Here is a 21,504-nt window from a genome sequence, read left to right as displayed (position 1 = left end):
CCACCCCCCGTGTGTCGGCGGTCCGGACGCACCGGCCATAATGGACCGTATGGTCGCATGGGAGTACGCGCTGTTGGTCCGCCGTTACCAGGGGCAGGGACGCAATTTCCACGTCTCGTTCGTCTGGTACGGCCCGGACGGGTCCCGCACCGACATCACCGCGTACGGCGACACCGCGATCGCCCACCTCAACCGCGCCGGCCGGGACGGCTGGGAGCTGGTCTCCGCCGCCGAGGACGTGAACAACGTCCAGGGCAGCACCGAGGTCCACCGCTACCACCTCAAGCGCCCCCTGGCCTGACCCCACCGATCATGGCTGTGGGTGGTGCCCGGGAACGGCTGGTTCACGCCAGCCATTCCCGGGCACCACGCCTCCGTGATCGCGGGGGCGGAGGGGTGGGTCAGGTCAGGGTGACCGAGGGGTAGAGCGGGAAGGCCGACAGGAGGTCGGTGGCCTGGCGGCTGACCTTGTCGGCCAGCGCCGGGTCGAGGACGTACTTGGCCTTCGACGGGGTGCCGTCGGCGTTCGAGCCGGAGACGGTCTGGCTGAGCACGGTGTGGATCAGCTCGGCGGTGGCGTCCATCTCGGCCACGCCCAGGCCCCGGGTGGTCAGCGCCGGGGTGCCGATCCGGATGCCCGACGTGTACCAGGCGCCGTTCGGGTCCTGCGGGACGGAGTTGCGGTTGGTGACGATGCCCGAGTCGAGCAGCGCCTGCTCGGCCTGCCGGCCGGTCAGCCCGTACCCGGAGACGTCGATCAGCACCAGGTGGTTCTCGGTGCCGCCGGTGACCAGCTTCGCGCCCCGGCTCAGCAGCCCCTCCGCGAGGGCCTGGGCGTTGTCGACGATCCGCTGGGCGTAGTCGGCGAAGTCGGGGCGGCGGGCCTCGGCCAGGGCGACCGCCTTGGCGGCCATCACGTGCGGCAGCGGGCCGCCGAGCACCATCGGGCAGCCCCGGTCCACCTGGTCGGCCAGCTCCGGGCCGCAGAGCACCATGCCGCCGCGCGGGCCGCGCAGCGACTTGTGGGTGGTGGTGGTGACGATGTGCGCGTGCGGTACCGGGTCGAAGTCCCCGGTGAAGACCTTGCCCGCCACCAGGCCGGCGAAGTGCGCCATGTCGACCATGAACGTCGCGCCGACCGAGTCGGCGATCTCCCGCATGATCCGGAAGTTCACCTTCCGCGGGTACGCCGAGTAGCCGGCGACCAGGATCATCGGCTTGAACTCGCGGGCCGCCTCGGCGACCTTGTCGTAGTCGACCAGCCCGGTCACCGGGTCCGTGCCGTAGCTGCGCTGGTCGAACATCTTGCCGGAGATGTTGGGCCGGAAACCGTGGGTGAGGTGCCCGCCCGCGTCCAGGGACATGCCGAGCATCCGCTGGTTGCCCAGCTCCCGGCGCAGCGTGAACCAGTCCTCCTCGGTCAGGTCGTTGACCTGCCGCACCTGGGCCTTCTTCAGCGCTGGCGCCTCGACCCGGTCGGCCAGCACCGCCCAGAACGCCACCAGGTTGGCGTCGATCCCGGAGTGCGGCTGCACGTACGCGTGGGTGGCGCCGAACAGTTCCTTGGCGTGCTCGGCGGCGAGCGACTCGACCGTGTCGACGTTCTGGCAGCCGGCGTAGAAGCGGCGGCCGACGGTGCCCTCGGCGTACTTGTCGCTGAACCAGTTGCCCATCGCCAGCAGCGTGGCGGGGGAGGCGTAGTTCTCGCTGGCGATCAGCTTGAGCGACTCGCGCTGGTCGGCCAGCTCCGCCCCGATCGCGTCGGCGACCCGGGGCTCCACGGCCCGGATCACCTCAAGGGCGCTGCGGAAGGCGGTGGACTCGGCATTCGGCGACGACATGCGACCTCCTGGTGACGTGCGGAAGGCCCAGGCGCTCGGCAAACGTCCTGATGACGGGACCGCTTCCCGATGGTTTTCCATCCCCACGCGCCAGTCACGGCCCGTGCTGATCGTACCCGGTCCGCCCTTGCCGCCCCGGCCGACCTCCGTGGCCTCATCGGCGGCCATGGAGATCTTGGAAGAAAACGGCCCCCCGAAGGGCCGTTTCCTTCCAAGATCTGGGCAGGAGAGCGTCAGCCGGTGGGGGTCGTCGACTTGCTGGCCGGCCGTCGCCGCCGCGCCTCCCGGGGCGGGAGTTCCCTCCCGTACGATCGACGGATGGCGAAGGACGACGGCGCGCTGCTCGCCATCAGTGACCTGCATGTGGGGTACGCGGAGAACCGCGACATCGTCGAGGGCCTACGGCCCCGCTCGCCCGGCGACTGGCTGCTGGTCGCGGGCGACGTGGGCGACACCGTGGCCGACGTCGAGTGGGCGCTCGGCGTGCTCAGCCGCCGCTTCGCCAAGGTCGTCTGGGTGCCCGGCAACCACGAGCTGTGGACGCCCCCGGCCGACCCGATCGCCCTGCGCGGCGAGGCCCGCTACCGGCACCTCGTCCAGGTCTGCCGCGGGCTGGGCGTGCTCACCCCGGAGGACCCGTACCCGGTGTGGCGGGGCCCCGGCGGGCCGGCGCTGGTGGCACCGCTGTTCCTGCTGTACGACTACGGCTGGCGGCCCGAAGGGCTGGACACCCGGGAGGCGGCGCTCGCCGAGGCGTACGCCACCGGGATCGTCTGCACCGACGAGTTCCTGCTGCATCCCGACCCGTACCCGAGCCGGCAGGCGTGGTGCGCGGCCCGGGTGGCCGGGACGGCCCGGCGGCTCGACGCCCGCGACCCGGCCCTGCCGACGGTGCTGGTCAGCCACTGGCCGCTGGTGCGGGAGCCGACCCGGGTCCTGCGCTACCCGATCTTCGCCCAGTGGTGCGGCACCGACGCCACCGCCGACTGGCACCTGCGCTACGACGCCGTCGCGGCCGTCTACGGCCACCTGCACATCCCCCGCACCACCTGGCACGACGGGGTGCGCTTCGAGGAGGTGTCGGTGGGCTACCCCCGGGAGTGGCGTCCCCGTGCCACCCCACCCGGCCAGCTCCGCCAGATCCTCCCCCCGCCCCCCACCCCCTGACCCGCCCCCCGGCGCCCGCTCCCGGCGACCTCGGATCTTGGACGGTTGCCGTCCGCCGGTGACGGAAACCGTCCAAGAACCGGCGGTGGGGACGACGGCGGGGCCCGGCCCTCAGGCCGGGCCCCGGTCGGGGGCGTGCGCGCTCAGGCGGTGACCGCGTCGACGGCCTTCTTGATCGCCTTCGGCTCGGTCGGGCTGCGCGGCGCGTCGGGGCGCAGCGCGATCATCCGCTCGCCGATCTCCTGCAACTGCTTGCGGCTGAGCGCCTCCCGCACCTTCGGGAACCACTCCTGCTCCTCCTCCTCGACGTGGTGCTGCACGTTCTCGATCAGCACCGTCGTCTTGGCGTTGAAGTGCTTGTGGCCGGCGTCCATGGTGGCCAGTTCGGCGCAGAGCAGGTCGGCGACGTGGTGCTCCTCGTACGACTCGAGGATGTCGTCCTCCAGGTCCGGCAGCAGCTTGCGGACCTCCGGGTACATCACCTCGTTCTCCAGGTAGGTGTGCACCGTGAGGGCCTCCAGGATCTGCCCGACCAGCTTCTGCCGCCGGCTCGCCGGCCCGTCCTCGGCATCCTGGAACGCCTTGAACAGGCGGCGCATCTCCTTGTGGTCCTCTTTCAACAGGACGATGGCATCGGTGGACACCCGTGACCTCCTCGGTTGCTGGTGATCCCTCCGGTACCCGTGAGGTGAGCTGCGGAAACAGCCGTCACCCGGACGAGTCCACCGCCCCGGCGTCCCGCAGCAGCGCGAGCAGGCCGTGACCGTCGTCGACCACGGCGTCCGGGGCGAAACCCGGTAGCGGGGCCTCGCGGTCGGTGCGCGGTGAGCGCATCAGCACCGCCGCGCCCACCCCGGCGCGACGGGCGCACACGATGTCCCGGTGCACGCTGTCGCCGACGAACCAACAGTCACCGACCGGCACGGCGACGGCCCGCGCGGCGAGGCGGGCCAGCTCCGGGTTCGGCTTGCGCGGCCCGGCCTCGTCGCTGTAGAACTGGGCCGCGAACCGCCCGTCGAGGCCGACGCCCCGCAGGAAGTCCCGGTGCGCGGCGCCGCAGAGGGTGTTGCTGACGATCGCCATCGGCAGGCCGGCGCGCGCGGCGGCGGCCAGCGCCTCGGGTACGCCGGGACGAACCGCCCACTCCGGGCGCCACGTCCACAGGTACGCCAGCGGGGTGGCCTCCCGCTCGACGGCCTCCCGCGCCGGGGCCGGCCAGTCGGGGGTCAGGAACTCGGCCCACACCCGCGCGTGCGGCAGCTCCATCGACCGCTCGCGGTTGCCCACGTCGTCACGCCACCGCGCGTACGCCTGGGACGCGTCGCTCAGGTCCCGGGTGACCTCCTCCGCCGACCGCACGCCCCCGGACAGCTCGACCAGACGCCGGACCAGCTCGGGCGGGGTCGTGAAGGCGGACGGGGCGTCCGCGAGGACGCCGCCGAAGTCGAGCAGGAGGGCGCGCGGCATCGGAAGCATCCCCGCATCCTGTCGCACCGGCGGGAGGACGTGAAGGGCGAGCCGGCCCCGGGCGGGCGACGCGGGCGGGGCCGGCCCCGCGTCAGGCCCCCAGCTCCCGGACGTGCCGCAGCCCGGGACGCCCGTCGAGCAGCACCTCGTCGGCCGGGACGAAACCGGTGCGCCGGAGCACCCCGAGCGAACCGGCGTTGTCCAGCGCGGCCGACGCGACCAGCCGGCGCAGCCCGTACCCGGCGCGGGCCAGCTCCACCACGCGGCGCACGCCGTCCGTCGCCACGCCCCGCCCGGCCGCCCGCTCGGCCACCCGGAAGCCCAGCTCCGCGCCGCCGTCGGCGACGTCGACCAGGTTGAACCGGCCCAGCACGGCCCCGTCCTCGTCGACCAGGACGTGGAAGTGGCACAGGCCGGCGGCCTGCTCCGCGAGCAGCCCCGCGTGCCGCGCGGCGAAGCCGGCGAAGTAGTCGTCGCCCCGATCCGGCACGGACCGGGCGAAGTACGTCCGGTTCTGCCGCTCGAAGCGGAGCAGCGCGGCGGCATGGTGGGCGTCGAGCCGCTGGAGTCCGGTCACCCGCGCGACCCTAGCAACCCGCCGTTCGGACCGGCTGCCGCGACCCGGGACGGGCTGAGCGGACGGTACGGCCCTGGGCTCAGAGCGGCCCGCGGACCGCCACGCTGGTGGTGGAGAGATCGATGATCGCATCTATCCTGGTGGGGCTCACGACCGCGCCGTAACCCACCGGCAGGAGCAACGCCCGGGCGAGGTGTTCGTTGACGCCGAGCAGCTGGAACGCCGGCCAGCGGACGAACTCGTGCGCCTGCCGGGATCCACGGGGTTGCGGGAACACGTCGATGTACCACCCGGAGTCGTCGGCGTGGTCCTTGCGCGCGGTCCGGCTCATGACCAGCCGGTCGGCGTTCTCGATGCCGCGCCAGCACAGCACCGTGTCGTTGAAGTGCACGGGCTGCGGCTCGACTCCGGGCAGCCTGCGGGCGACCGTCACCTGGCCGTTGAGCACCCGGAGCGCCAGCGTGAGGTCCCCGACCCACCCCACCCGGTCCGGGGTCTTCGTCGCGAAGTCCGGCGCGACGACACCGAGCCGGTCCCCACCACGCGCGACGAGCATGAACGGCGCCCACCCCGCTCGTACGCTGAACTCGTCCCTCAGCTCGTCGGCGTAGGCGGCGACGATGTCCAGCAGCGCATCCGCCTGCGTCCGGAGATGTTCCCCGGCGTCGACCGTGACGGTCGCAGCGCCGATCCGGCGGGAGAACTCGCGGAGCGGAAGTGTCATCGCCCCGCCGACCGCCCGCCCGAGTGTGGATCCTCCTGTGGTCGTCGTTCCACGAACTTCTCGGCGGGCGTGCGCTGCCCGGCCCGGAACAGTTCGAGCGCCTGGTGCGGCGGCACGGCGGACGCCGCGAACAGCACGCTCCCGTCGTGCGCGACGTAGATCGAGCCGCCGCCCCGGACCGGGCGGACGACGAGCACCGCGTCGTCCTCCGGCAGCAGGTGGTGGACGAGTTGGGCGCCCGGCGCGATCCGGCCGAACAGTTCGGTGCCCCGCTCGATCAGGCGCTGCGGCAGTTGCGCACGCCCCTGCGCCAGGCGCTGACGCAGCCACGGCGGTTGGTGCGTCTCCTCGCGGGGGAAGCACCGCTGCTCCGCCACGTACGCGGTGGGGTCGACGGGTTCCGGCCACCACACCGGCTCGTCGTCACGGTCGAACCGCATCGTCACGTCGCCCGCTGACGTCACGGTCAGCTCCAGGCCGAACCACGTACCCAGGCCCGGCCGGTAGGAGGCCCGCCGCGACGCCTGGAGCGCGTCGCGGAGCGCAGGGTCGTCCGGGCGGCGAATCTCCTCGCGCCGCTCGCCCCACGTCGCCCACCACCGGCAGCAGTCGACCGTCGCCAGGACGCCGGCGCGCATCGTGAGGCGGTCCGCTCCCACCGGCAGCTCGCGGCGCACCAACCGCACGATCTCCCGGGCCGCCACCCGCTGCTCCTCGGCATCGGCATCGGCTTCGGCAGGGGCGGTGGTGCCGGGCGGCAGCGCGTCCGCAGCCGCCCCGGTGCCGCCGAACCGCCGCACGATCGATTCCTCCGACAGGTCGGCGTACCTGGCGAACCGCACGGCCTTGCCGCGCCACGGGCCGGGCGGGAAGCGGGCCGACCGCTCGCCGGACGCCTCGCGCCAGGACAGCACGAGCCCCGAGGGCCCGAGATCGGTCAACGTGAACCCGTCCCGAAGCGGCTCGTCCGGGGACGGCCCTCGCTGTCCCCGTTCCACGAAGGCCCGCACCCGGCCGCCGATCTCCCCGATCACGTAGCGGCGTGCGACCGTCAGCGATCCGGCGGACATCTGGGGGCGCCACGCCCCGCCGCGGTCCCGCTTCTCGACCACGAAACCGCCGTCCCGCTCGACGATCCTGAGCAGGATCTCCGCATCGCCGACCTGCAGCAACGCGTCGCGCGCGGGCCATACCGTGACCCGCGCCGGCTCGCCGAAGGCGCGCAGCCGGTCGTCGTCGAGGTGTTCGATCATGGCGCAACCCTTCCCCGGCCACCGGGGGGCTGTCAACGAAACGGGGTAGTCGCACAGGGAGTGACGATTATCGGGTAATTGCTGTCCTACCTTCCGTAGTGGGCGCGGTGTGCACCTCTCCGGCAGTAGGGGATCGGTCTCCGTCGCGCCCGTCGTCCGGGCGCGGCGGTGAGGGTCCTTCCACGAGCTTGCCGCCGCGCCCCTGCCAATGGAGGTGGGGATGCAGGTGCACGGTGACGATCCGGTGCCGAGCCGGGGTGAGCAGGCCGAGGCCGCTGAGCGGGAGGCGGCGAGGCAACGCCTGTTGGCGCAGGCCGAGGCGGACCGGATTCCGGTGGACGACACCACCAGGGCGGTGCCGGACCGGCGGTGGCGTCGTGACCAGCGATGACCTGCCGATAGGCAGGCGGGTTGCGCGGTGGCGGGCCCAACGCGGGGGCGGCTGCCGGTGGAGCATCGGGCCGCGCACCTGGTCGACGCCGCGCGGGCGTACCTGCACGTCGGTGTTTTGCTGCGGGCGGGCCGCGCCCTGGTCGACGCCGACCGGACCGCGCCGGCCGAGGTCCGGTGCCGGCCGCTGGCGCGTACGGTGATCGCCGACGTGGCGCGCGGCGGCCCGACGCCGGCCGGCGTGGCGCACCTGGTGATGGTGGTCGGCCTGACCCGGTGACCGCACGGGTGGGGCCCGGCACGCAGGCGCCGGGCCCCACCACTGGTCGTGCGGTCAGGCGGTCACTTCACCACGTTGTACGCGTTGACCATGCCCGAGCCGTAGAACGCGTTGTAGTACTTCCCGCCGGAGCAGGTCGAGTCGTACGCGTGCGGGCCCGCCGCGATCAGCGGCACCGGGTTGTACACCGCGCCCGCCGGGCACGCCTGTGCCACCGCCGTGAGCTGCAGGAACAGCGTCAGCTGCAGCGGCCCCATCCTCGGGTGGGCCGACAGCGCCAGGGCGGCGACGCCGGTCGCGTGCGGGGAGGACATCGAGGTGCCCTGCTTGTAGCCCCAGCCGTTGGTCCGGGTGGCGGTGTTGAAGGTGGTGGACAGGATGCCGTCGGCGATGGTCGACTGCGCGCCCTGGGTGCGGAACCGGGTGTCGCCGCCCGGGGCCGTCACCTCGACGACGCCCTTGCCGTACGACGAGTAGTAGCTCTTCTGCCCGGTCGGGCCGACCGCCGACACGGTCACCACGCCCGGCACCTCGGCCGGCAGTACGCGGCACTCGTTGCCCAGGTCCGGGCGGGTCTCGGGGGTCCCGTTGTTCGGGCTGCCGTCGTCGGTGATCTTGCCCGCGAGGTCCCAGTTCGAGTTACCCGCGGACGCCACGTTGAGCACGCCCTTGCTCTGCGAGTAGCGGATGGCCCGGTGGATCGCGGTCCACGCCGGACGCTGACGCGGGTCGTTGCGGCAGTTCAGCTCCCACGGGTCGACGAAGTAGCTGTTGTTGGTGAGCTGCATGCCGTGGTCGGCGGCCCAGATGAACCCGCAGACCGCGGACTCCGGGAAGATGAAGCCGTCGTCGTTGACCACCTTGACCGCGGCGACCTTGACGCCCGGGGCGATACCGGTGACGCCGACACCGTTGACGGCGGCGGCGATGGTGCCGGCGACGTGGGTGCCGTGGTCGGAGGAGGTCGGGTTCCAGGCGGCCTCGGCGGTGTCGACGACACCGCCGACGCAGGACGCGCTCTTGTCCTTGGCGATCTGGCCGGCCAGGTCGGGGTGGCTGCTGGAGATGCCGCTGTCCAGCACGCCGACGACCACGCTCGGGCGGCCGTTGTTGACCGCGTGGGCCTGCGGAACGCCGATCATCGGCATGTCCCACTGCTGGCCGTACATCGGCTCGGCGGTCGGGTCGCCCGTGGAGTTGACGACGTCGGCCGCCGGAACCTCCACGGTCTCGCCCTCTTCGAGGGCGGTACCGAGGCCGGCGGTGGAGGCCGCCGCCTCGACGCCGGCGCCCTTCACGTCCGTGACGAAGTTCGGGTTGGTGGATCGGGCGACGATCACGCCGATCTGGTCGTAGCGGGCCACCACCGTGCCGTTGGCGGCGGCCACCCGGGCGGCAGCCCTGTCGGCCTTGCCACCCAGCGGGGCGACGACGAGGTAGGTGGCGTCCGGGCCGGCGGCCGCCGCCGGGGTCAGTCCGCCGGTGAGGGCGAGACCGACGCCGAGCGTCACGGAGGACGCGGCGGCCAGGGTCTTGCGACGGAGGTTCTTCACACAGGCTCCCAGGGGGCTGTATCCGGCCGGCTCGCGCCCCTGGTGGAGGCGCGGCTCGGCGGGAAGCGGACGGGGCGCCCGCTTCCGATGCACAGCGTAGGAACTTGTCGCGGCGTTACAAACATCCGTCCGGACAGACAGGGACTGTCAGACGGTGGCAATGAGGGCCGTCCGGAGTGGGCGCGGCCGTGGCCGGCGCTCTTCCGGGCCGAAGTGGACAGGGGGCAGCGCCGAGGGGTGTCGACCGGCAGAATGTCACCGGCGTCGCCGGGGTCCCGGCGACGGGGTGTCGGTGCGACGCCGGCAACCGGCCGGCCGGAGGAGGCGGCGAGCGATGACGGTGGTCAGGGGCCTGCGGGAGGCTCTCATGCTGTTCGTCATCGCGCTCGTGGCGGTGGCCGTCGCGGTGGGCGTGTGGACGGTGGTCGGCGGCGGTGACTTCGTCTTCCGGTTCGGTGTCGCGCTCATCGTGGTCGGCACCCTGCTCGGGCTGACCGGCGACCTGACCCTGAGCCGGATCGGCATGCTGCCGGCCCGGGCGACGTTCGGGCTTGCCCCGGAGCGCGAGGACGCGGGCGGCGGCCGGGTGCTCACCGGGGTCGGCATCTTCCTGTTCGTCTCACTGCCGCTGATGGTCGTCGGCGTGACGCTGCTGTCCTGACCGTCCTCACTGTCCTCCCTCGACGCGGCGGCCACAGGCTCGGCTACGCTGACCGGACAACAGCGGCAGTCGAGGAGTTTTCGTGTCAGAGGCCGGCGACGTCGGGGTCCGTGACGGGGGACGGGCGGAGCGTATCGACACCACAGTGGCGCACAACGCCCGGGTGTGGAACTACTGGCTCGGCGGTAAGGACAACTTCGAGCCGGACCGCCGGGTCGGCGAGCACATCCACACCATGTTCCCGGTCATCGGGGAGGTCGCCCGGGCCGACCGGCGCTTCCTCGCCCGCGCGGTGCGGCACCTGGCCGGCGAGGTGGGTGTCCGGCAGTTCCTCGACATCGGCACCGGCCTGCCCAGCGCCGACAACACCCACCAGGTCGCGCAGGCCGTCGCCCCCGACGCCCGGATCGTCTACGTCGACAACGACCCGATGGTGCTGGTGCACGCCCGGGCCCTGCTGACCAGCTCCGCCGAGGGTGCCACCGACTACCTGGAGGCCGACGTCCATGACCCTGCGTCGGTCCTGGCCGGCGCCGCCCGGACACTGGACCTCGACCGGCCGGTGGCGGTGATGATGCTGGGCATCCTCAACTTCGTGCTCGACACCGACGAGGCCGTGGCGATAGTGCGTCGGCTGATGGACGAGATGCCGTCGGGCAGCTTCCTGGTGCTCACCCACCCGACCGTCGAGCTGGGTGGCGAGGCGAACGTGCCGGCCATGAAGTTCTGGAACGAGAACGCCGCCCCGCCGATCCGGTCCCGCACCGCAGCCGAGATCGCCCGGTTCCTCGACGGCCTGGAGCTGCTCGACCCGGGCCTGGTGTCGTGCGGGCGGTGGCGGCCGGCCGACGGGGAGGAGCCGGTCACCGTCCCGCAGTACGGCTGCGTGGCCCGCAAGCCCTGACGGCGGGTCGACCCGCCGGGGCCGCGTGGTGCCGACCCGCCCGCGCGTGTCGGTGCCACGTCGTACGGTGTCAGGCATGGCGACGGCGGCGCAGGAGATCCGGGTCGGGGAGCGGGTCGTGCGCGTCTCCAGCCCCGACAAGCCCTACTTCCCGGAGCGCGGGCTGACCAAGCTGGACGTGGTGCGTTACTTCCTCGCCGTGGGCGACGGGATCCTGCGCGCGCTCCGCGACCGCCCGACCATGCTGGAGCGCTGGCCCAAGGGCGTCTTCCCCGGCGCGCGGATCGGCACCCGGCAGGACAACCGGGGCGACGCGTTCTACCAGAAGCGGCTGCCGGCCGGCGCGCCCGACTGGGTCCGCACCGCGCACCTCACCTTCCCCAGCGGCCGGACGGCCGACGAGGTCGCGCCGAGCGAGCTGGCCGTGGTGGTCTGGGCGGCCAACCTGGGCACCCTGCGGTTCCACCCGTGGCCGGTCACCGCCGCCGACGTGGAACGCCCCGACCAGCTCCGCATCGACCTCGACCCCATGCCCGGGGTCGGCTTCGACCAGGTGGTGCCGGTCGCCCGGGAGGTCCGGGCGTTCCTCGCCGAGCTGGGCCTGACCGGTTACCCGAAGACCACCGGCGGGCGCGGCCTGCACGTCTACCTGTCGATCGAGCCGCGGTGGAGCTTCGCCGACTGTCGCCGGGCGGTGCTCGCGCTCGGCCGCGAGATGCAGCGCCGGCTGCCGGAGCTGGTCACCACCACCTGGTGGCGCGACCAGCGGGACCGCCCGGTCTTCGTCGACTACAACCAGATGTCCCGGGACCACACCATGGCCTCGGCGTACTCGATCCGGCCCACCCCGCAGGCCCTGGTCTCCGCGCCGCTGGACTGGTCGGAGCTGGACGACGCCCGCCCGGAGGACTTCGACGTGGTCGGTATGCCGGCCCGCTTCGCCGAGCGGGGCGACCCGCACGCCGGGCTGGACGGGCAGCGGTTCTCCCTGGAGCCGCTGCTGGAGCTGGCCGACCGGGAGGGCCTGGAGGCCCCGCCGGAACGCTGAGCCGGGCGCGGGCTCACTCCCAGGGGCTCTGCGCGCCGTCGAACTCCTCGAAGACCAGCCAGGTCCGGGTCGACAGCACCCCGGAGATGCTCTGCACCCGGCCCAGCACCACGTCCCGCAGGGTGGCGTTGTCGGGCGCCCGGACCAGCGCGAGGACGTCGTGCTCGCCGCCGAGCAGGGCCGCGTGCTCGATGTAGCGCACCCGGGCCAGCTCGGCCGACACCTCCCGCCAGGTGTTCTGCTGAATGGTCAGCGCGATGTACGCCGAGGTGCCCAGCCCGGCCGGCTCCGGAGCGACCTGGGCCCGGAACCCGGTGATCACGCCGTCGCGCAGCAGCCGCTCCACCCGGGCGTACGCGTTGGTGCGCGAGACGTGCACCTGTTCGGCGAGGGTGCGGATGGAGATCCGGCCGTCGCGGACCAGCTTGTCGAGGATGCGCCGGTCGACCTCGTCCAGCGGCCCGGCCGAACGTCCCGCCCCGCCCGTCCCGGCCGGCTCCGGGATTGTCTCCTGGCTCACCTCAGGCCCTCCCCAGTGCCGTTCGTCCCACGTTCATCGTGAATCTTGAGTCAATCATCCAACAGCAGGAGCATAGGGCCACCACACGTCCAGGAGGTCCCCGCCGTGACGACCACACCCCAGGCGGTCCGCAGGGCATCCCCGCGCACCCGCCCGCCGGCCAAGAAGCCCACCAAGGCCCCCGCCCGCGGGCAGGCGACGACCGACCCGACCGCCGGCCTGCTGCCGCAGCCGGAGCCGGTGCGGCTGCTCGACGCCGACGGCACCCCGCTGCCGGCCCGCGCCGACTACCCCGAGCCGCCCGCCGAGGCGCTGCGCGAGCTGTACCGCCGGATGGTGGTCGGCCGCCGGTTCGACACCCAGGCCACCGCCCTGACCAAGCAGGGCCGGCTCGCCGTCTACCCCTCGTCCCGGGGCCAGGAAGCCTGTCAGGTCGGCGTCGGGCTCGCCGTCCGGGACACCGACTGGGTCTTCCCCACCTACCGCGAGTCGATGGCCCTGGTCTCCCGGGGCATCGACCCCGTCGAGGTGCTCACCCTGCTGCGCGGTGACTGGCACTGCGGGTACGACCCCGCGCAGCGGCACACCGCCCCGCAGTGCACGCCGCTGGCCACCCAGTGCGTGCACGCCGCCGGGCTCGCCTACGGGGAGGCCCACCAGGGGCGGGACACCGTCGCGCTGGCCTTCATCGGCGACGGCGCCACCAGCGAGGGCGACTTCCACGAGGGGATCAACTTCGCCGCCGTGTTCAAGGCCCCCGTCGTGTTCTTCGTGCAGAACAACAAGTACGCCATCAGCGTCCCGCTGTCCCGGCAGACCGCCGCGCCGTCGCTGGCGTACAAGGGCGTCGGGTACGGCGTGCCCAGCGAGCAGGTCGACGGCAACGACCCCGTCGCCGTGCTCGCCGTGCTGACCCGCGCGGTCGAGCACGCCCGCGCCGGCCAGGGCCCGTTCCTGGTCGAGGCGCACACCTATCGGATGGAGGCGCACACCAACGCCGACGACGCCACCCGCTACCGCGACGGCGCCGAGGTCGACACCTGGCGCGACCGCGACCCGATCGCCCGGCTGGAGACGTACCTGCGCACGCGCGAAGTGCTCGACGACGCCGCGATCGCCGCCATCGCCGAGGAGGCCGAGGCGTACGCCGCCGACCTGCGCGAGCGGATGCACGTCCAGCCGCAGGTCGACCCGCTCAGCCTCTTCGACCACGTCTACGCCGAGCCGACCCCGCAGCTCGTCGAGCAGCGCGAGCTGGTCCGCGCCGAACTGGCCGCCGACCGGGAGTCCGAGGTGGACGCCTGATGGGTGCCACCACCATGGCGAAGGCGCTCAACGCCGCGCTCGCCGACGCGTTGGCCTCCGACGAGCGGGTGCTCGTCTTCGGCGAGGACGTCGGCAAGCTCGGCGGCGTCTTCCGGATCACCGACGGGCTCCAGGCCCGGTTCGGCGACAAGCGCTGCTTCGACACCCCGCTCGCCGAGGCCGGCATCGTCGGCTTCGCCGTCGGCCTGGCCATGTCCGGGCTGCGACCGGTCGTGGAGATGCAGTTCGACGCGTTCGCGTACCCGGCTTTCGAGCAGATCGCCTCGCACGTGGCCAAGCTGCGCAATCGCACCCGGGGCGCGCTCAGCGTCCCCATGGTCATCCGGGTGCCGTACGCGGGCGGCATCGGCGGGGTCGAGCATCACTGCGACTCGTCCGAGGCGTACTACGCGCACACCCCGGGCCTGAAGGTGGTCACCCCGGCGACCGTCGCCGACGCGTACTCGCTGCTGCGCGAGGCGATCGCCGACCCCGACCCGGTGGTCTTCATGGAGCCGAAGAAGCTCTACTTCTCCAGCGCCGAGGCCGAGCTGCCCGCCCGCACCGAGCCGTTCGGCCGGGCCGTCGTGCGCCGCCCCGGCCGCGACGCCACCCTGGTGGCGTACGGGCCGGCGGTGCCGGTCGCGCTGGAGGCCGCCGAGGCAGCCCGCGAGGAGGGCTGGGACCTGGAGGTGGTGGACGTGCGCACCATCGTCCCGCTCGACGACGCCACCATCAGCGCCTCCGTGCGCAAGACCGGCCGGTGCGTGGTGATCCAGGAGGCGCAGGGCTTCGCTGGGGTCGGCGCCGAGATCGCCGCCCGGGTGCAGGAGCGCTGCTTCCACGCCCTGCACGCCCCGGTGCTGCGGGTGTCCGGGCTGGACATCCCGTACCCGGCGCCGATGCTGGAGCACACCCATCTGCCCGGGGTGGACCGGGTGCTCGACACGGTGGCCCGGCTCCAGTGGGACGACCAGCCCGATCCGCGCTGGCTGACCCAGGGCAGCGCGGCATGACCACCGTCGACCGTACCCGGGTCTTCCTCCTGCCGGACCTGGGCGAGGGGCTGGCCGAGGCGGAGATCGTCGAGTGGCGGGTCGCCGTGGGCGACACCGTGACCGTGGACCAGACCGTCGTCGAGGTGGAGACCGCCAAGGCGGTCGTGGACGTGCCCTGCCCGTACGCCGGTCGGGTCGTGGCCCTGCACGGCGCGGCCGGCGAGACGCGCCCGGTCGGCCAGCCACTGATCACCATCGCGCCGCCGGACGGCGACGACGGCGAGCCCGCCGGGCACGCCACCTACCGGGAGGAGGAGCGCGCCGGCTCCGGCAACGTCCTCATCGGGTACGGCACCGGGCACGGCGGGACGGGCCGACGGCGCCGCCGCCCCCGCCTCGCGCTCGCCCCGGAACCACCGGCCACCACCCCGGCCGTGGCCCCGGCACCCGCACCGGGCCACGCCTCGGCCGCCGCCCCGACGGTGGCGCCCGCGCCGACCACCCACCCGGCCGTGGCTCCCGCGCTCGCCCCGGCCGGGACGGGGGCGGCGCTGGTCATCTCGCCGATCGTCCGGAGGCTGGCCCGCGAGCACGGCATCGACCCGGCCACCCTGCGGGGCACCGGCCCCGGCGGGGTGGTCCGCCGGTCCGACGTCGAAGCAGCCCTCGCCGCCCCGCTCGCCCCGGCACCTCGGCTCGCCCCGGTGCCGGCCCGGCCCGAGCCCGCCCGGTCGACCGGCGACGAGGACCTGGTCATCCCGCTCACCGGCATCCGTAAGGCGATCGCCGACAAGCTCTCCCGCAGCCGGCGGGAGATCCCCGAGGTGACCATCTGGGTCGACACGGACGCCACCGCGCTGGTGCAGACCCGGCGGGCGATCAACGCCGCGACGCCGGACCAACCGGTGAGCATCCTGGCCCTGCTGGCCCGGATCTGCCTCAGCGGCCTGCGCCGGTTCCCGCAGCTCAACGCGCACGTCGATACCGAGGGGCAGCGGATCGTCCAGTCCCGGGGGGTGCACCTGGGCATCGCCGCGCAGACCGACCGGGGCCTGGTCGTCCCGGTGCTGCGCGACGCCCAACTGCTCACCACCCGGGAGCTGTCCGTGGCCCTCGCCGAGACCACCGCCGCGGCCCGGGCCGGCGCCCTGCCCCCGGCCCGCCTCACCGGCGGCACGTTCACCCTCAACAACTACGGGGTGTACGGGGTCGACGGCTCCACCCCGATCATCAACCATCCGGAGGCGGCGCTGCTCGGGGTGGGCCGGATCGTGGACAAGCCGTGGGTGGTCGACGGGCAGCTCGCCGTACGGAAGGTGACGCAGCTGAGCCTCACCTTCGACCACCGGGTCTGCGACGGCGCGGTGGCCGGGGGCTTCCTGCGGCACGTCGCCGACTGCGTCGAACAGCCTGCCCTGCTGGTGGCGAACGTCTGACCGCGCCGTTCCCGGCGCGCGCCGCCCTTCGGGTGCATCTCCTGCCGCCCCTGGCGACAAGAAGTGCACCCGAAGGCGTGGCGGGATCCGGGCGTGCGGTCCTTTTCGGCGAAAATGGGTGTCCGAGCCCCGGCCGGCGCACTGCGCCGACAATTCCGTCGATCTGTCACGGCGGAGAATATCGCGCGCGATCCGGCAAATAGTGGCCTCGCGGGTGCGATGAGGGAATTGTGCCCCCGATCGGGCGCAATCCTGGCCGAGCCGCCGGGGACAGCGGCGGCACCATTCCGTTTTCCGGCTCGGCGGCCGGGAAACCGGCGCCGTCGGCGGCCGTCCCGGTCGTCCGTGGCGGTGGCGTTCCGGGTGCGAGCCGCGCCCTCCACCGCCCGTCGTTCGCCGTCGGAGAGGAGAGCGCAGTGTCGTTCCAGGGAGTGCCTGTCAACGTCCGGGACCGTCGTCCCGCCGTCGCCGGAGCGCCGCTGCACTGTGACGCCACCGAATACGGGCTGCGCGGTGACGGGGTGACCAACGACCAACCAGCGCTGGCCGCGTTGGTGGACCGCCTCGGTGCGGGGTACGCCGCCGACGGACGGGCCCGGGTGATCTACTGCCCGCCCGGCATCTACTCCATCCGGGACGCGGGCACGGTGTGGCGCAGCGGGGTGTCGCTGATCGGGGCCGGACCGGGCGCGACCCGGTTCCTGCTGAGCAACGAGGGCAACCGCGTCGAGCCGACGCCGCTGGCCTTCTGGACCACGGTCCAGCACGGCGCCGACCGCGACCGGCACATCGCCGACTGCGCCTTCGCCGACTTCGAGATCGACGGCTCCGGCGTGAGCATGGCCGAGTACAACTACCTGGCCAAGGGGCTCGGCCTCCAGTACGTGGTGCGTGGGACGTTCCGGAACCTGTACATCCACCACACCGCCGCGACGGGGCTCGGCTGCGACTTCCTCCAGGACAGCCTGATCGAGGGGGTGGTGGTGGTCGGCTGCGGCCGGCTGGACAACGGCGAGGAGATGGGCGGCGCCGGGATCGGTGTCGGGATCGGCGGCTGGGGCACCGTGGAGCGGCTCACCATCGCCAACTGCACCACGCTGGGCAACGGCACCAATGGCATCTTCCTGGAGCTGCAGAAGCCCTACTGGCAGCCCCCGCGTGGCTACCGGATCATCGGCTGCCACAGCCAGGGCAACAGGTTCGGCATTTCCGACTGGGGCGCCGACGGGCTGGTCGTCTCCGCCTGCACCATGATCGGCAATCTGGAGGCCGGCTTCGACGTCTCCGCCGAGGGCACGTCCGGCATCGCCGGCCGGGGCGGTCTGCTGTCCGATTGCGTCATCGACGGCAACGTCCGCGACGGCGTCAGCATGGGCAACACCCCCGGCCCGTACACGATCCGGGGGAACCGGATCAGCGGGAACGGGGCGTACGGGTACCACGGGCACGATCTGGGCCACGGCTACCAGGGGGCGGCGATGGACGTGGTCATCGACAGCAACGACTTCTGGGGCAACGGCCTGGACGGCATCCGGTTCGACCGCCCGATGGCCGACGCCGTGCTGCTCAACAACCGGATCCGCAACAACGGCCGGCAGTGCGCCGACGAGTACCGGGGCAGCGGCGACTCCGTCCGCTACACCGACCGGTCGCTGGTCGACCGGGCGGCGGACTGGCCGCACGACGGGCACCGGGGCAAGGTGCTGCGGGTGGACAGGCGGGTCGCCGTGGTCGCTGCGAACGACGGCAACGAGCTCACCCTCGCCCCGGTCCGCCCCGACGCCTACAGCGGGTGGAGTGGCGACACCCCCCTGCCCGGCACCGCGTACGAGTTGTCGCCGGCGCCGCAGTGCCGGGCCGGGATCACGATCAACGCGCCGTTCGACTCCGCCACCGTCCGGGGCAACCGGATCTGGGACAACCACCACAGGCGTACGCAGACCCACGGGCTGTGGATCACCGAGCTGGGCAGTTGCGTCGCCTGCCGGGTGGAGGACAACGACCTGGCCGGCAACGCCGTGGCCCCCACCCGGCTGGACACCCCGCCGGTCGGCGGCCGCTGGGACCGCAACCACGGCGACCAGGACTGGGACTGCTGATCGCCGGTGGACGGTTTCCGGCCGGGTGCACGGCGGGGCGAACCGGTCGTCCGGGGTGACCCGGCCGAACCGTGACATCGGGTCCTGCCAGGTCGGCGGGAACACTTTCGGCCCGGTGCCGTCGAAACTGCCGAAAAATGCTTCACGTAATTCCGGGGAAGCTGCGTCGCGCCTCCCGTCGGGCCGTACAGAATGTGGCCAAGGGGAAATGGGAATGGGGTGCGAATATGAACGTGAGGCGGCGATCGACGCTATTTGCGGTAACCATCGCAGCCACCTCGCTGGTGCTCGGCGGGTGCACCGCCGAGCGGAAGACCGCCGGGGGAGCGGCGCCGCCACCCGCGGTCGAGCTGACGCCGGCCGACCGGGCCCGGGACGTCCCGCTCAGCGCCGAGGTCGGCACCAGCGTGACGAACGGGAAGGTCAGCGCCGTCCGGCTCACCGACGACAAGGGGCGGCAGCTGGGCGGCGAGCCCCGGGAGGACGGGTCGAGCTGGGTGCCCAGCGCGCCCCTGGCGAACGGGCGGACGTACACCGCCGAGGTGACGGTGACCGGGGACCAGGGGCGGACCTCCACCCGGAAGACAACCTTCACCACGGCGTCGAAGCCGACGAAGCCGGCGATCACCAGCACTCTCTACTTCGCGGGCAACCAGACGTACGGCACCGCGATGCCGGTGACGGTGGCGTTCGAGCCGGCCGTGCCGAAGGAGGCGCGGGCGGCGGTACAGAAGCGGCTGTTCGTCAAGACGGATCCGCCGCAGCCGGGCACCTGGTCGTGGCTGGAGGACGGCAGTCAGGTGTACTACCGGGCACCCGACTTCTGGCGGCCGGGCACCGCGATCAGCGTCCGGGCGGCGCTCGACGGGCTGCCGATCGGCAAGGAGCGGATGGGCGACGCCGACCGCAGGGCCACCTCGAAGATCGGGCGGCAGGTCGCCGTCGACATCGACAACGCCACGAAGCAGATGTCGGTGTTCCGGGACGGCAAGCTGGTCCGCCGGATCCCGGTCAGCCTCGGCAAGCCGAGCACGCCCAGCTCCAGCGGCAAAATGGTGATCATGGAGAAGCACGAGCGGACGACGTTCGACACCCGCGGCGAGCCCGACGGCGGGTACGTGGTCGACGTCGACGACGCGCAGCGGATCACCTGGGGCGGTGAGTTCATCCACTCGGCGCCGTGGTCCGAGGGCGACCAGGGCTACACCAACGTCTCCCATGGCTGCGCCAACGTCTCCGCCACGGCGGCCGACTGGCTGATGGGGATCACCCAGGTCGGCGACCTGGTGACCGTCAAGGGTACCGAGGTGCCGCTGCAGGCCGGCAACGGCTGGACGGCCTGGAACGTCGGCTGGGACGAGTTCGCCAAGGGCAGCGCGTTGCCCGTACCGGCCGGGCTGCGGCCCAGCCCGCACATGGCGCCGCCGCACCCCGGCGCGGTGGCCGGCGGCAGCTCGCCCGCACCGGCCCCCTCGGCCAGCGGCGGCTGAACACGGGAGGAACGACCGCCGGACCGGTCCGTCACCGCACGGTGGCGGACCGGTCGCCGTCCTCACCGGCTGCGCCCCGTCGTCGCCCACCTCGCCCGCGGGACGCCCCGGTCGGCCCTCAGCCCAGTGGCACCCGGGCCACGCCCGAGCCGACCAGGCTGCCGAGCCAGAGTCGGTCGCCGTGCTGACGTACGCCGGTGATCATCCAGTAGGCGCCGCGCGGGCCGTGCAGGGTCCGCAGCACCGTGCCCGCGCCGTCGACCAGCGCGACCAGCCCGTAGCGGCGCGGCTGTGGCCGGACCGCGTCGGGCAGCAGCGCGACCAACTGCCGCAGCCGGGGGTGCGGCAGCAACCGCTCCACGGCCGGCAGCCGGGGGCTGGGCAGGGCGATCCAGTACGTCCCGTCGCCGACCGCGGACAGGTTGTCCGGGTACGCCGGCAGGTCCGTCAGCACGGTGGCCGCCCCGCCGGGCAGGTCGACCCGCAGCAGGCGGTGGGTGGTCGTCTCCACCAGGAGCAGCGCGGACTCGTCCGGGGTGAGCGCGATCCCGTTGGGGAAGTAGAAGCCACTCGCCACCACCTCGGTGCGCCCGGTGCCCGGGGCGTACGCCAGCACCCGCCCGTTGGGCCGGTGTTCGAGCAGGTCGTGCTTCCAGTGCGAGAGTGGGAACCGGTCGGAGGAGTCGGTGAAGTAGATCGTGCCGTCCCGCGCGACGGTGGCGTTGTTCGCCAGGTGCACCGGCGGGGCGGTGCCCGTCAGCTCCCGTACCGCCCCGTCCGGGGTCACCCGCAGCAGCCCCCGGTAGGCGTCGCAGACGACGAGGCTGCCGTCGCGCGGGTCGACTTCGATGCCGAGCGGCCGGCCGCCGGTCTCGGTCAGCAGTTGGGAACGGGTGCCCTCGGGTGCGTCCGCCGGCCACCACCAGAGCCGGCCGTCCTCGTCGCCGCTGACCACCCGGCCGTCCGGGTCGACCACGACGTCCTCGGGGCCATGCGCGCCCTCGGCCAGCGGCAGCAGCTCCGCGTCGTCGAGCCGCAGGTCGGTCGCCGCCCACGGCCCGTTCAACGGGGGCGGCACGGTGGCCGGCTCGCGGACGGGCCGGATGGGTCGGGGCGCGCGCGGGCGGGGAACGACCATCGGGTCATTGTCACCCGCCGCGCTCCGCCGGCCCGGTCCCCGCCACGCGTGTCGCACCGGCCCGCCCGCACCCCGACGGCCGCCGGGACCATGCCCGGGTCACCCGCCGGCCGGACCGGGTCGGCCTGGGTTCGCCGGTGCCACCGGGGATGCCCGGCGTTGCCGCAGCTCCTGCTCAGGGTGGACCCGGAGTGACTCGGGGTCAGACCCTGGGTGTACCCGGAGTCACTCCTCGGCAGGGCGGAATTGTCGGGGGGTGGGGCTAGATTCGTGGTCATGGAGCAGCGCAGCGATCGATTCCACGTGCAGGTCAGCGTGGGCGACCACGCGGTGGAGATGCGGGCGACCGGCGAGGTCGACATCGCCACCGTCGGCCTGCTGCGCGCTGCGCTGTGGGCCGCCCCGGCCCGGCCGGTGCTGCGGCTCGACATCTCGGGCGTCCGGCTGCTCTCCGCGGCCGGGGTCCGGGCACTGGTCGCCGCGCACCGACGGGTCCGCGCCCGTGGCGGCGAGCTGGTGCTCGTCGACCCGGCGCCGATGGTCGCCCGGGTGCTGCACGTCACCGGCCTGGACCGCGTCATCCCTGTCCGCGACGGCGCCGCTGCCTCGACTGCCGTTGCCTCGACTGCGGCTGCCTCGACCGTGGCAGCGCC

At 73.4% G+C, this 21,504-nt stretch carries 21 protein-coding genes, 1 pseudogene and 1 riboswitch; of the genes and pseudogenes, 13 read left to right on the top strand and 9 right to left on the bottom strand.

All coding sequences use genetic code 11. The annotated features are described in order from the left end of the window. Positions 1 to 40: 40 nt before the first annotated feature. On the top strand, positions 41 to 301 hold the full coding sequence (locus tag ACQPZO_RS16215; RefSeq protein ID WP_350887997.1) for a hypothetical protein: 261 nt from the start codon (positions 41 to 43) through the stop codon (positions 299 to 301). Between the two features lie 100 nt (positions 302 to 401). Here ACQPZO_RS16215 and ACQPZO_RS16210 read toward each other — a convergent pair whose 3' ends face one another. Continuing rightward, entirely contained in the window at positions 402 to 1,841 is a 1,440-nt protein-coding gene (locus ACQPZO_RS16210) for a glycine hydroxymethyltransferase (RefSeq protein ID WP_405108352.1), read from the bottom strand. Positions 1,842 to 1,859: 18 nt separating this feature from the next. Continuing rightward, positions 1,860 to 1,949, bottom strand: a riboswitch (ZMP/ZTP riboswitch). Positions 1,950 to 2,159: 210 nt separating this feature from the next. Here ACQPZO_RS16210 and ACQPZO_RS16205 point away from each other — a divergent pair. Further along, complete coding sequence (locus ACQPZO_RS16205) at positions 2,160 to 3,008, top strand: metallophosphoesterase family protein (protein ID WP_433341882.1); 849 nt, start codon at positions 2,160 to 2,162, stop codon at positions 3,006 to 3,008. Between the two features lie 143 nt (positions 3,009 to 3,151). On the opposite strand, the gene ACQPZO_RS16200 is transcribed toward ACQPZO_RS16205, so the two are convergent. The 5 genes from ACQPZO_RS16200 to ACQPZO_RS16180 form a co-directional block, all read right to left on the bottom strand. Continuing rightward, positions 3,152 to 3,652, bottom strand: a complete 501-nt coding sequence (locus ACQPZO_RS16200) for a hemerythrin domain-containing protein (RefSeq protein WP_433341880.1) — start codon at positions 3,650 to 3,652, stop codon at positions 3,152 to 3,154. Positions 3,653 to 3,716: 64 nt separating this feature from the next. Next, positions 3,717 to 4,484, bottom strand: a complete 768-nt coding sequence (locus ACQPZO_RS16195; protein WP_433341878.1) for an HAD family hydrolase — start codon at positions 4,482 to 4,484, stop codon at positions 3,717 to 3,719. An 82-nt stretch (positions 4,485 to 4,566) separates the two neighbouring features. Then, complete coding sequence (locus ACQPZO_RS16190) at positions 4,567 to 5,052, bottom strand: GNAT family N-acetyltransferase (RefSeq protein WP_433341876.1); 486 nt, start codon at positions 5,050 to 5,052, stop codon at positions 4,567 to 4,569. A 79-nt stretch (positions 5,053 to 5,131) separates the two neighbouring features. Continuing rightward, complete coding sequence (locus tag ACQPZO_RS16185; RefSeq protein WP_433341875.1) at positions 5,132 to 5,776, bottom strand: immunity protein Imm33 domain-containing protein; 645 nt, start codon at positions 5,774 to 5,776, stop codon at positions 5,132 to 5,134. Continuing rightward, positions 5,773 to 7,029 (bottom strand): hypothetical protein, encoded by a 1,257-nt coding sequence (locus tag ACQPZO_RS16180; protein WP_433341873.1) that lies wholly within the window; start codon positions 7,027 to 7,029, stop codon positions 5,773 to 5,775. Before ACQPZO_RS16180 ends, ACQPZO_RS16185 begins: the two co-directional genes overlap by 4 nt. Before the next feature lie 220 nt (positions 7,030 to 7,249). Between ACQPZO_RS16180 and ACQPZO_RS16175 the strand changes: the two genes are divergently transcribed. Both ACQPZO_RS16175 and ACQPZO_RS16170 read left to right on the top strand, forming a co-directional pair. Continuing rightward, on the top strand, positions 7,250 to 7,420 hold the full coding sequence (locus ACQPZO_RS16175) for a hypothetical protein (RefSeq protein ID WP_387017538.1): 171 nt from the start codon (positions 7,250 to 7,252) through the stop codon (positions 7,418 to 7,420). Between the two features lie 27 nt (positions 7,421 to 7,447). After that, positions 7,448 to 7,699: a hypothetical protein gene (locus tag ACQPZO_RS16170; protein WP_433341871.1), complete on the top strand. Its 252-nt coding sequence runs from the start codon at positions 7,448 to 7,450 to the stop codon at positions 7,697 to 7,699. Between the two features lie 62 nt (positions 7,700 to 7,761). On the opposite strand, the gene ACQPZO_RS16165 is transcribed toward ACQPZO_RS16170, so the two are convergent. Next, positions 7,762 to 9,252: a S8 family peptidase gene (locus tag ACQPZO_RS16165; RefSeq protein ID WP_433341869.1), complete on the bottom strand. Its 1,491-nt coding sequence runs from the start codon at positions 9,250 to 9,252 to the stop codon at positions 7,762 to 7,764. A gap of 334 nt (positions 9,253 to 9,586) precedes the next feature. Between ACQPZO_RS16165 and ACQPZO_RS16160 the strand changes: the two genes are divergently transcribed. The 3 genes from ACQPZO_RS16160 (at position 9,587) to ACQPZO_RS16150 (ending at position 11,865) form a co-directional block, all read left to right on the top strand. Further along, positions 9,587 to 9,913, top strand: coding sequence for a hypothetical protein (locus ACQPZO_RS16160; protein ID WP_433341868.1), 327 nt, complete (start codon positions 9,587 to 9,589; stop codon positions 9,911 to 9,913). Between the two features lie 82 nt (positions 9,914 to 9,995). Next, on the top strand, positions 9,996 to 10,817 hold the full coding sequence (locus ACQPZO_RS16155) for an SAM-dependent methyltransferase (RefSeq protein ID WP_433341866.1): 822 nt from the start codon (positions 9,996 to 9,998) through the stop codon (positions 10,815 to 10,817). Positions 10,818 to 10,893: 76 nt separating this feature from the next. Continuing rightward, positions 10,894 to 11,865, top strand: coding sequence for a DNA polymerase domain-containing protein (locus ACQPZO_RS16150; protein WP_396672707.1), 972 nt, complete (start codon positions 10,894 to 10,896; stop codon positions 11,863 to 11,865). A 13-nt stretch (positions 11,866 to 11,878) separates the two neighbouring features. On the opposite strand, the gene ACQPZO_RS16145 is transcribed toward ACQPZO_RS16150, so the two are convergent. Further along, positions 11,879 to 12,385, bottom strand: coding sequence for an Lrp/AsnC family transcriptional regulator (locus ACQPZO_RS16145; protein ID WP_433341864.1), 507 nt, complete (start codon positions 12,383 to 12,385; stop codon positions 11,879 to 11,881). 72 nt (positions 12,386 to 12,457) lie between these two features. On the opposite strand from ACQPZO_RS16145, the gene pdhA reads away from it, so the two are divergent. From pdhA to ACQPZO_RS16120, 5 genes are all read left to right on the top strand, one after another. Then, positions 12,458 to 13,690: a pyruvate dehydrogenase (acetyl-transferring) E1 component subunit alpha gene (gene pdhA, locus ACQPZO_RS16140; RefSeq protein ID WP_433351029.1), complete on the top strand. Its 1,233-nt coding sequence runs from the start codon at positions 12,458 to 12,460 to the stop codon at positions 13,688 to 13,690. Continuing rightward, positions 13,690 to 14,706, top strand: coding sequence for an alpha-ketoacid dehydrogenase subunit beta (locus ACQPZO_RS16135; protein WP_433341862.1), 1,017 nt, complete (start codon positions 13,690 to 13,692; stop codon positions 14,704 to 14,706). The genes pdhA and ACQPZO_RS16135 overlap by 1 nt, the downstream gene beginning before the upstream one ends. Continuing rightward, positions 14,703 to 16,124 (top strand): dihydrolipoamide acetyltransferase family protein, encoded by a 1,422-nt coding sequence (locus ACQPZO_RS16130; protein WP_433341860.1) that lies wholly within the window; start codon positions 14,703 to 14,705, stop codon positions 16,122 to 16,124. Before ACQPZO_RS16135 ends, ACQPZO_RS16130 begins: the two co-directional genes overlap by 4 nt. Before the next feature lie 416 nt (positions 16,125 to 16,540). Continuing rightward, positions 16,541 to 18,223 (top strand): right-handed parallel beta-helix repeat-containing protein, encoded by a 1,683-nt coding sequence (locus tag ACQPZO_RS16125; RefSeq protein ID WP_433341859.1) that lies wholly within the window; start codon positions 16,541 to 16,543, stop codon positions 18,221 to 18,223. A gap of 227 nt (positions 18,224 to 18,450) precedes the next feature. Next, complete coding sequence (locus ACQPZO_RS16120) at positions 18,451 to 19,713, top strand: Ig-like domain-containing protein (RefSeq protein WP_433341858.1); 1,263 nt, start codon at positions 18,451 to 18,453, stop codon at positions 19,711 to 19,713. Positions 19,714 to 19,831: 118 nt separating this feature from the next. Here the strand turns inward: ACQPZO_RS16120 and ACQPZO_RS16115 are convergent, their stop codons facing one another. After that, positions 19,832 to 20,851: an SMP-30/gluconolactonase/LRE family protein gene (locus ACQPZO_RS16115; protein ID WP_433341857.1), complete on the bottom strand. Its 1,020-nt coding sequence runs from the start codon at positions 20,849 to 20,851 to the stop codon at positions 19,832 to 19,834. A 276-nt stretch (positions 20,852 to 21,127) separates the two neighbouring features. Here ACQPZO_RS16115 and ACQPZO_RS16110 point away from each other — a divergent pair. Continuing rightward, positions 21,128 to 21,487 (top strand): annotated as a pseudogene (locus tag ACQPZO_RS16110) (STAS domain-containing protein); the annotation flags it as partial. Positions 21,488 to 21,504 lie beyond the last annotated feature (17 nt).

The organism is Micromonospora sp. CA-111912 (assembly GCF_050948415.1).
Taxonomy (GTDB): Bacteria; Actinomycetota; Actinomycetes; order Mycobacteriales; family Micromonosporaceae; genus Micromonospora.
This window is presented reverse-complemented; position numbering and strand designations above follow the sequence as displayed.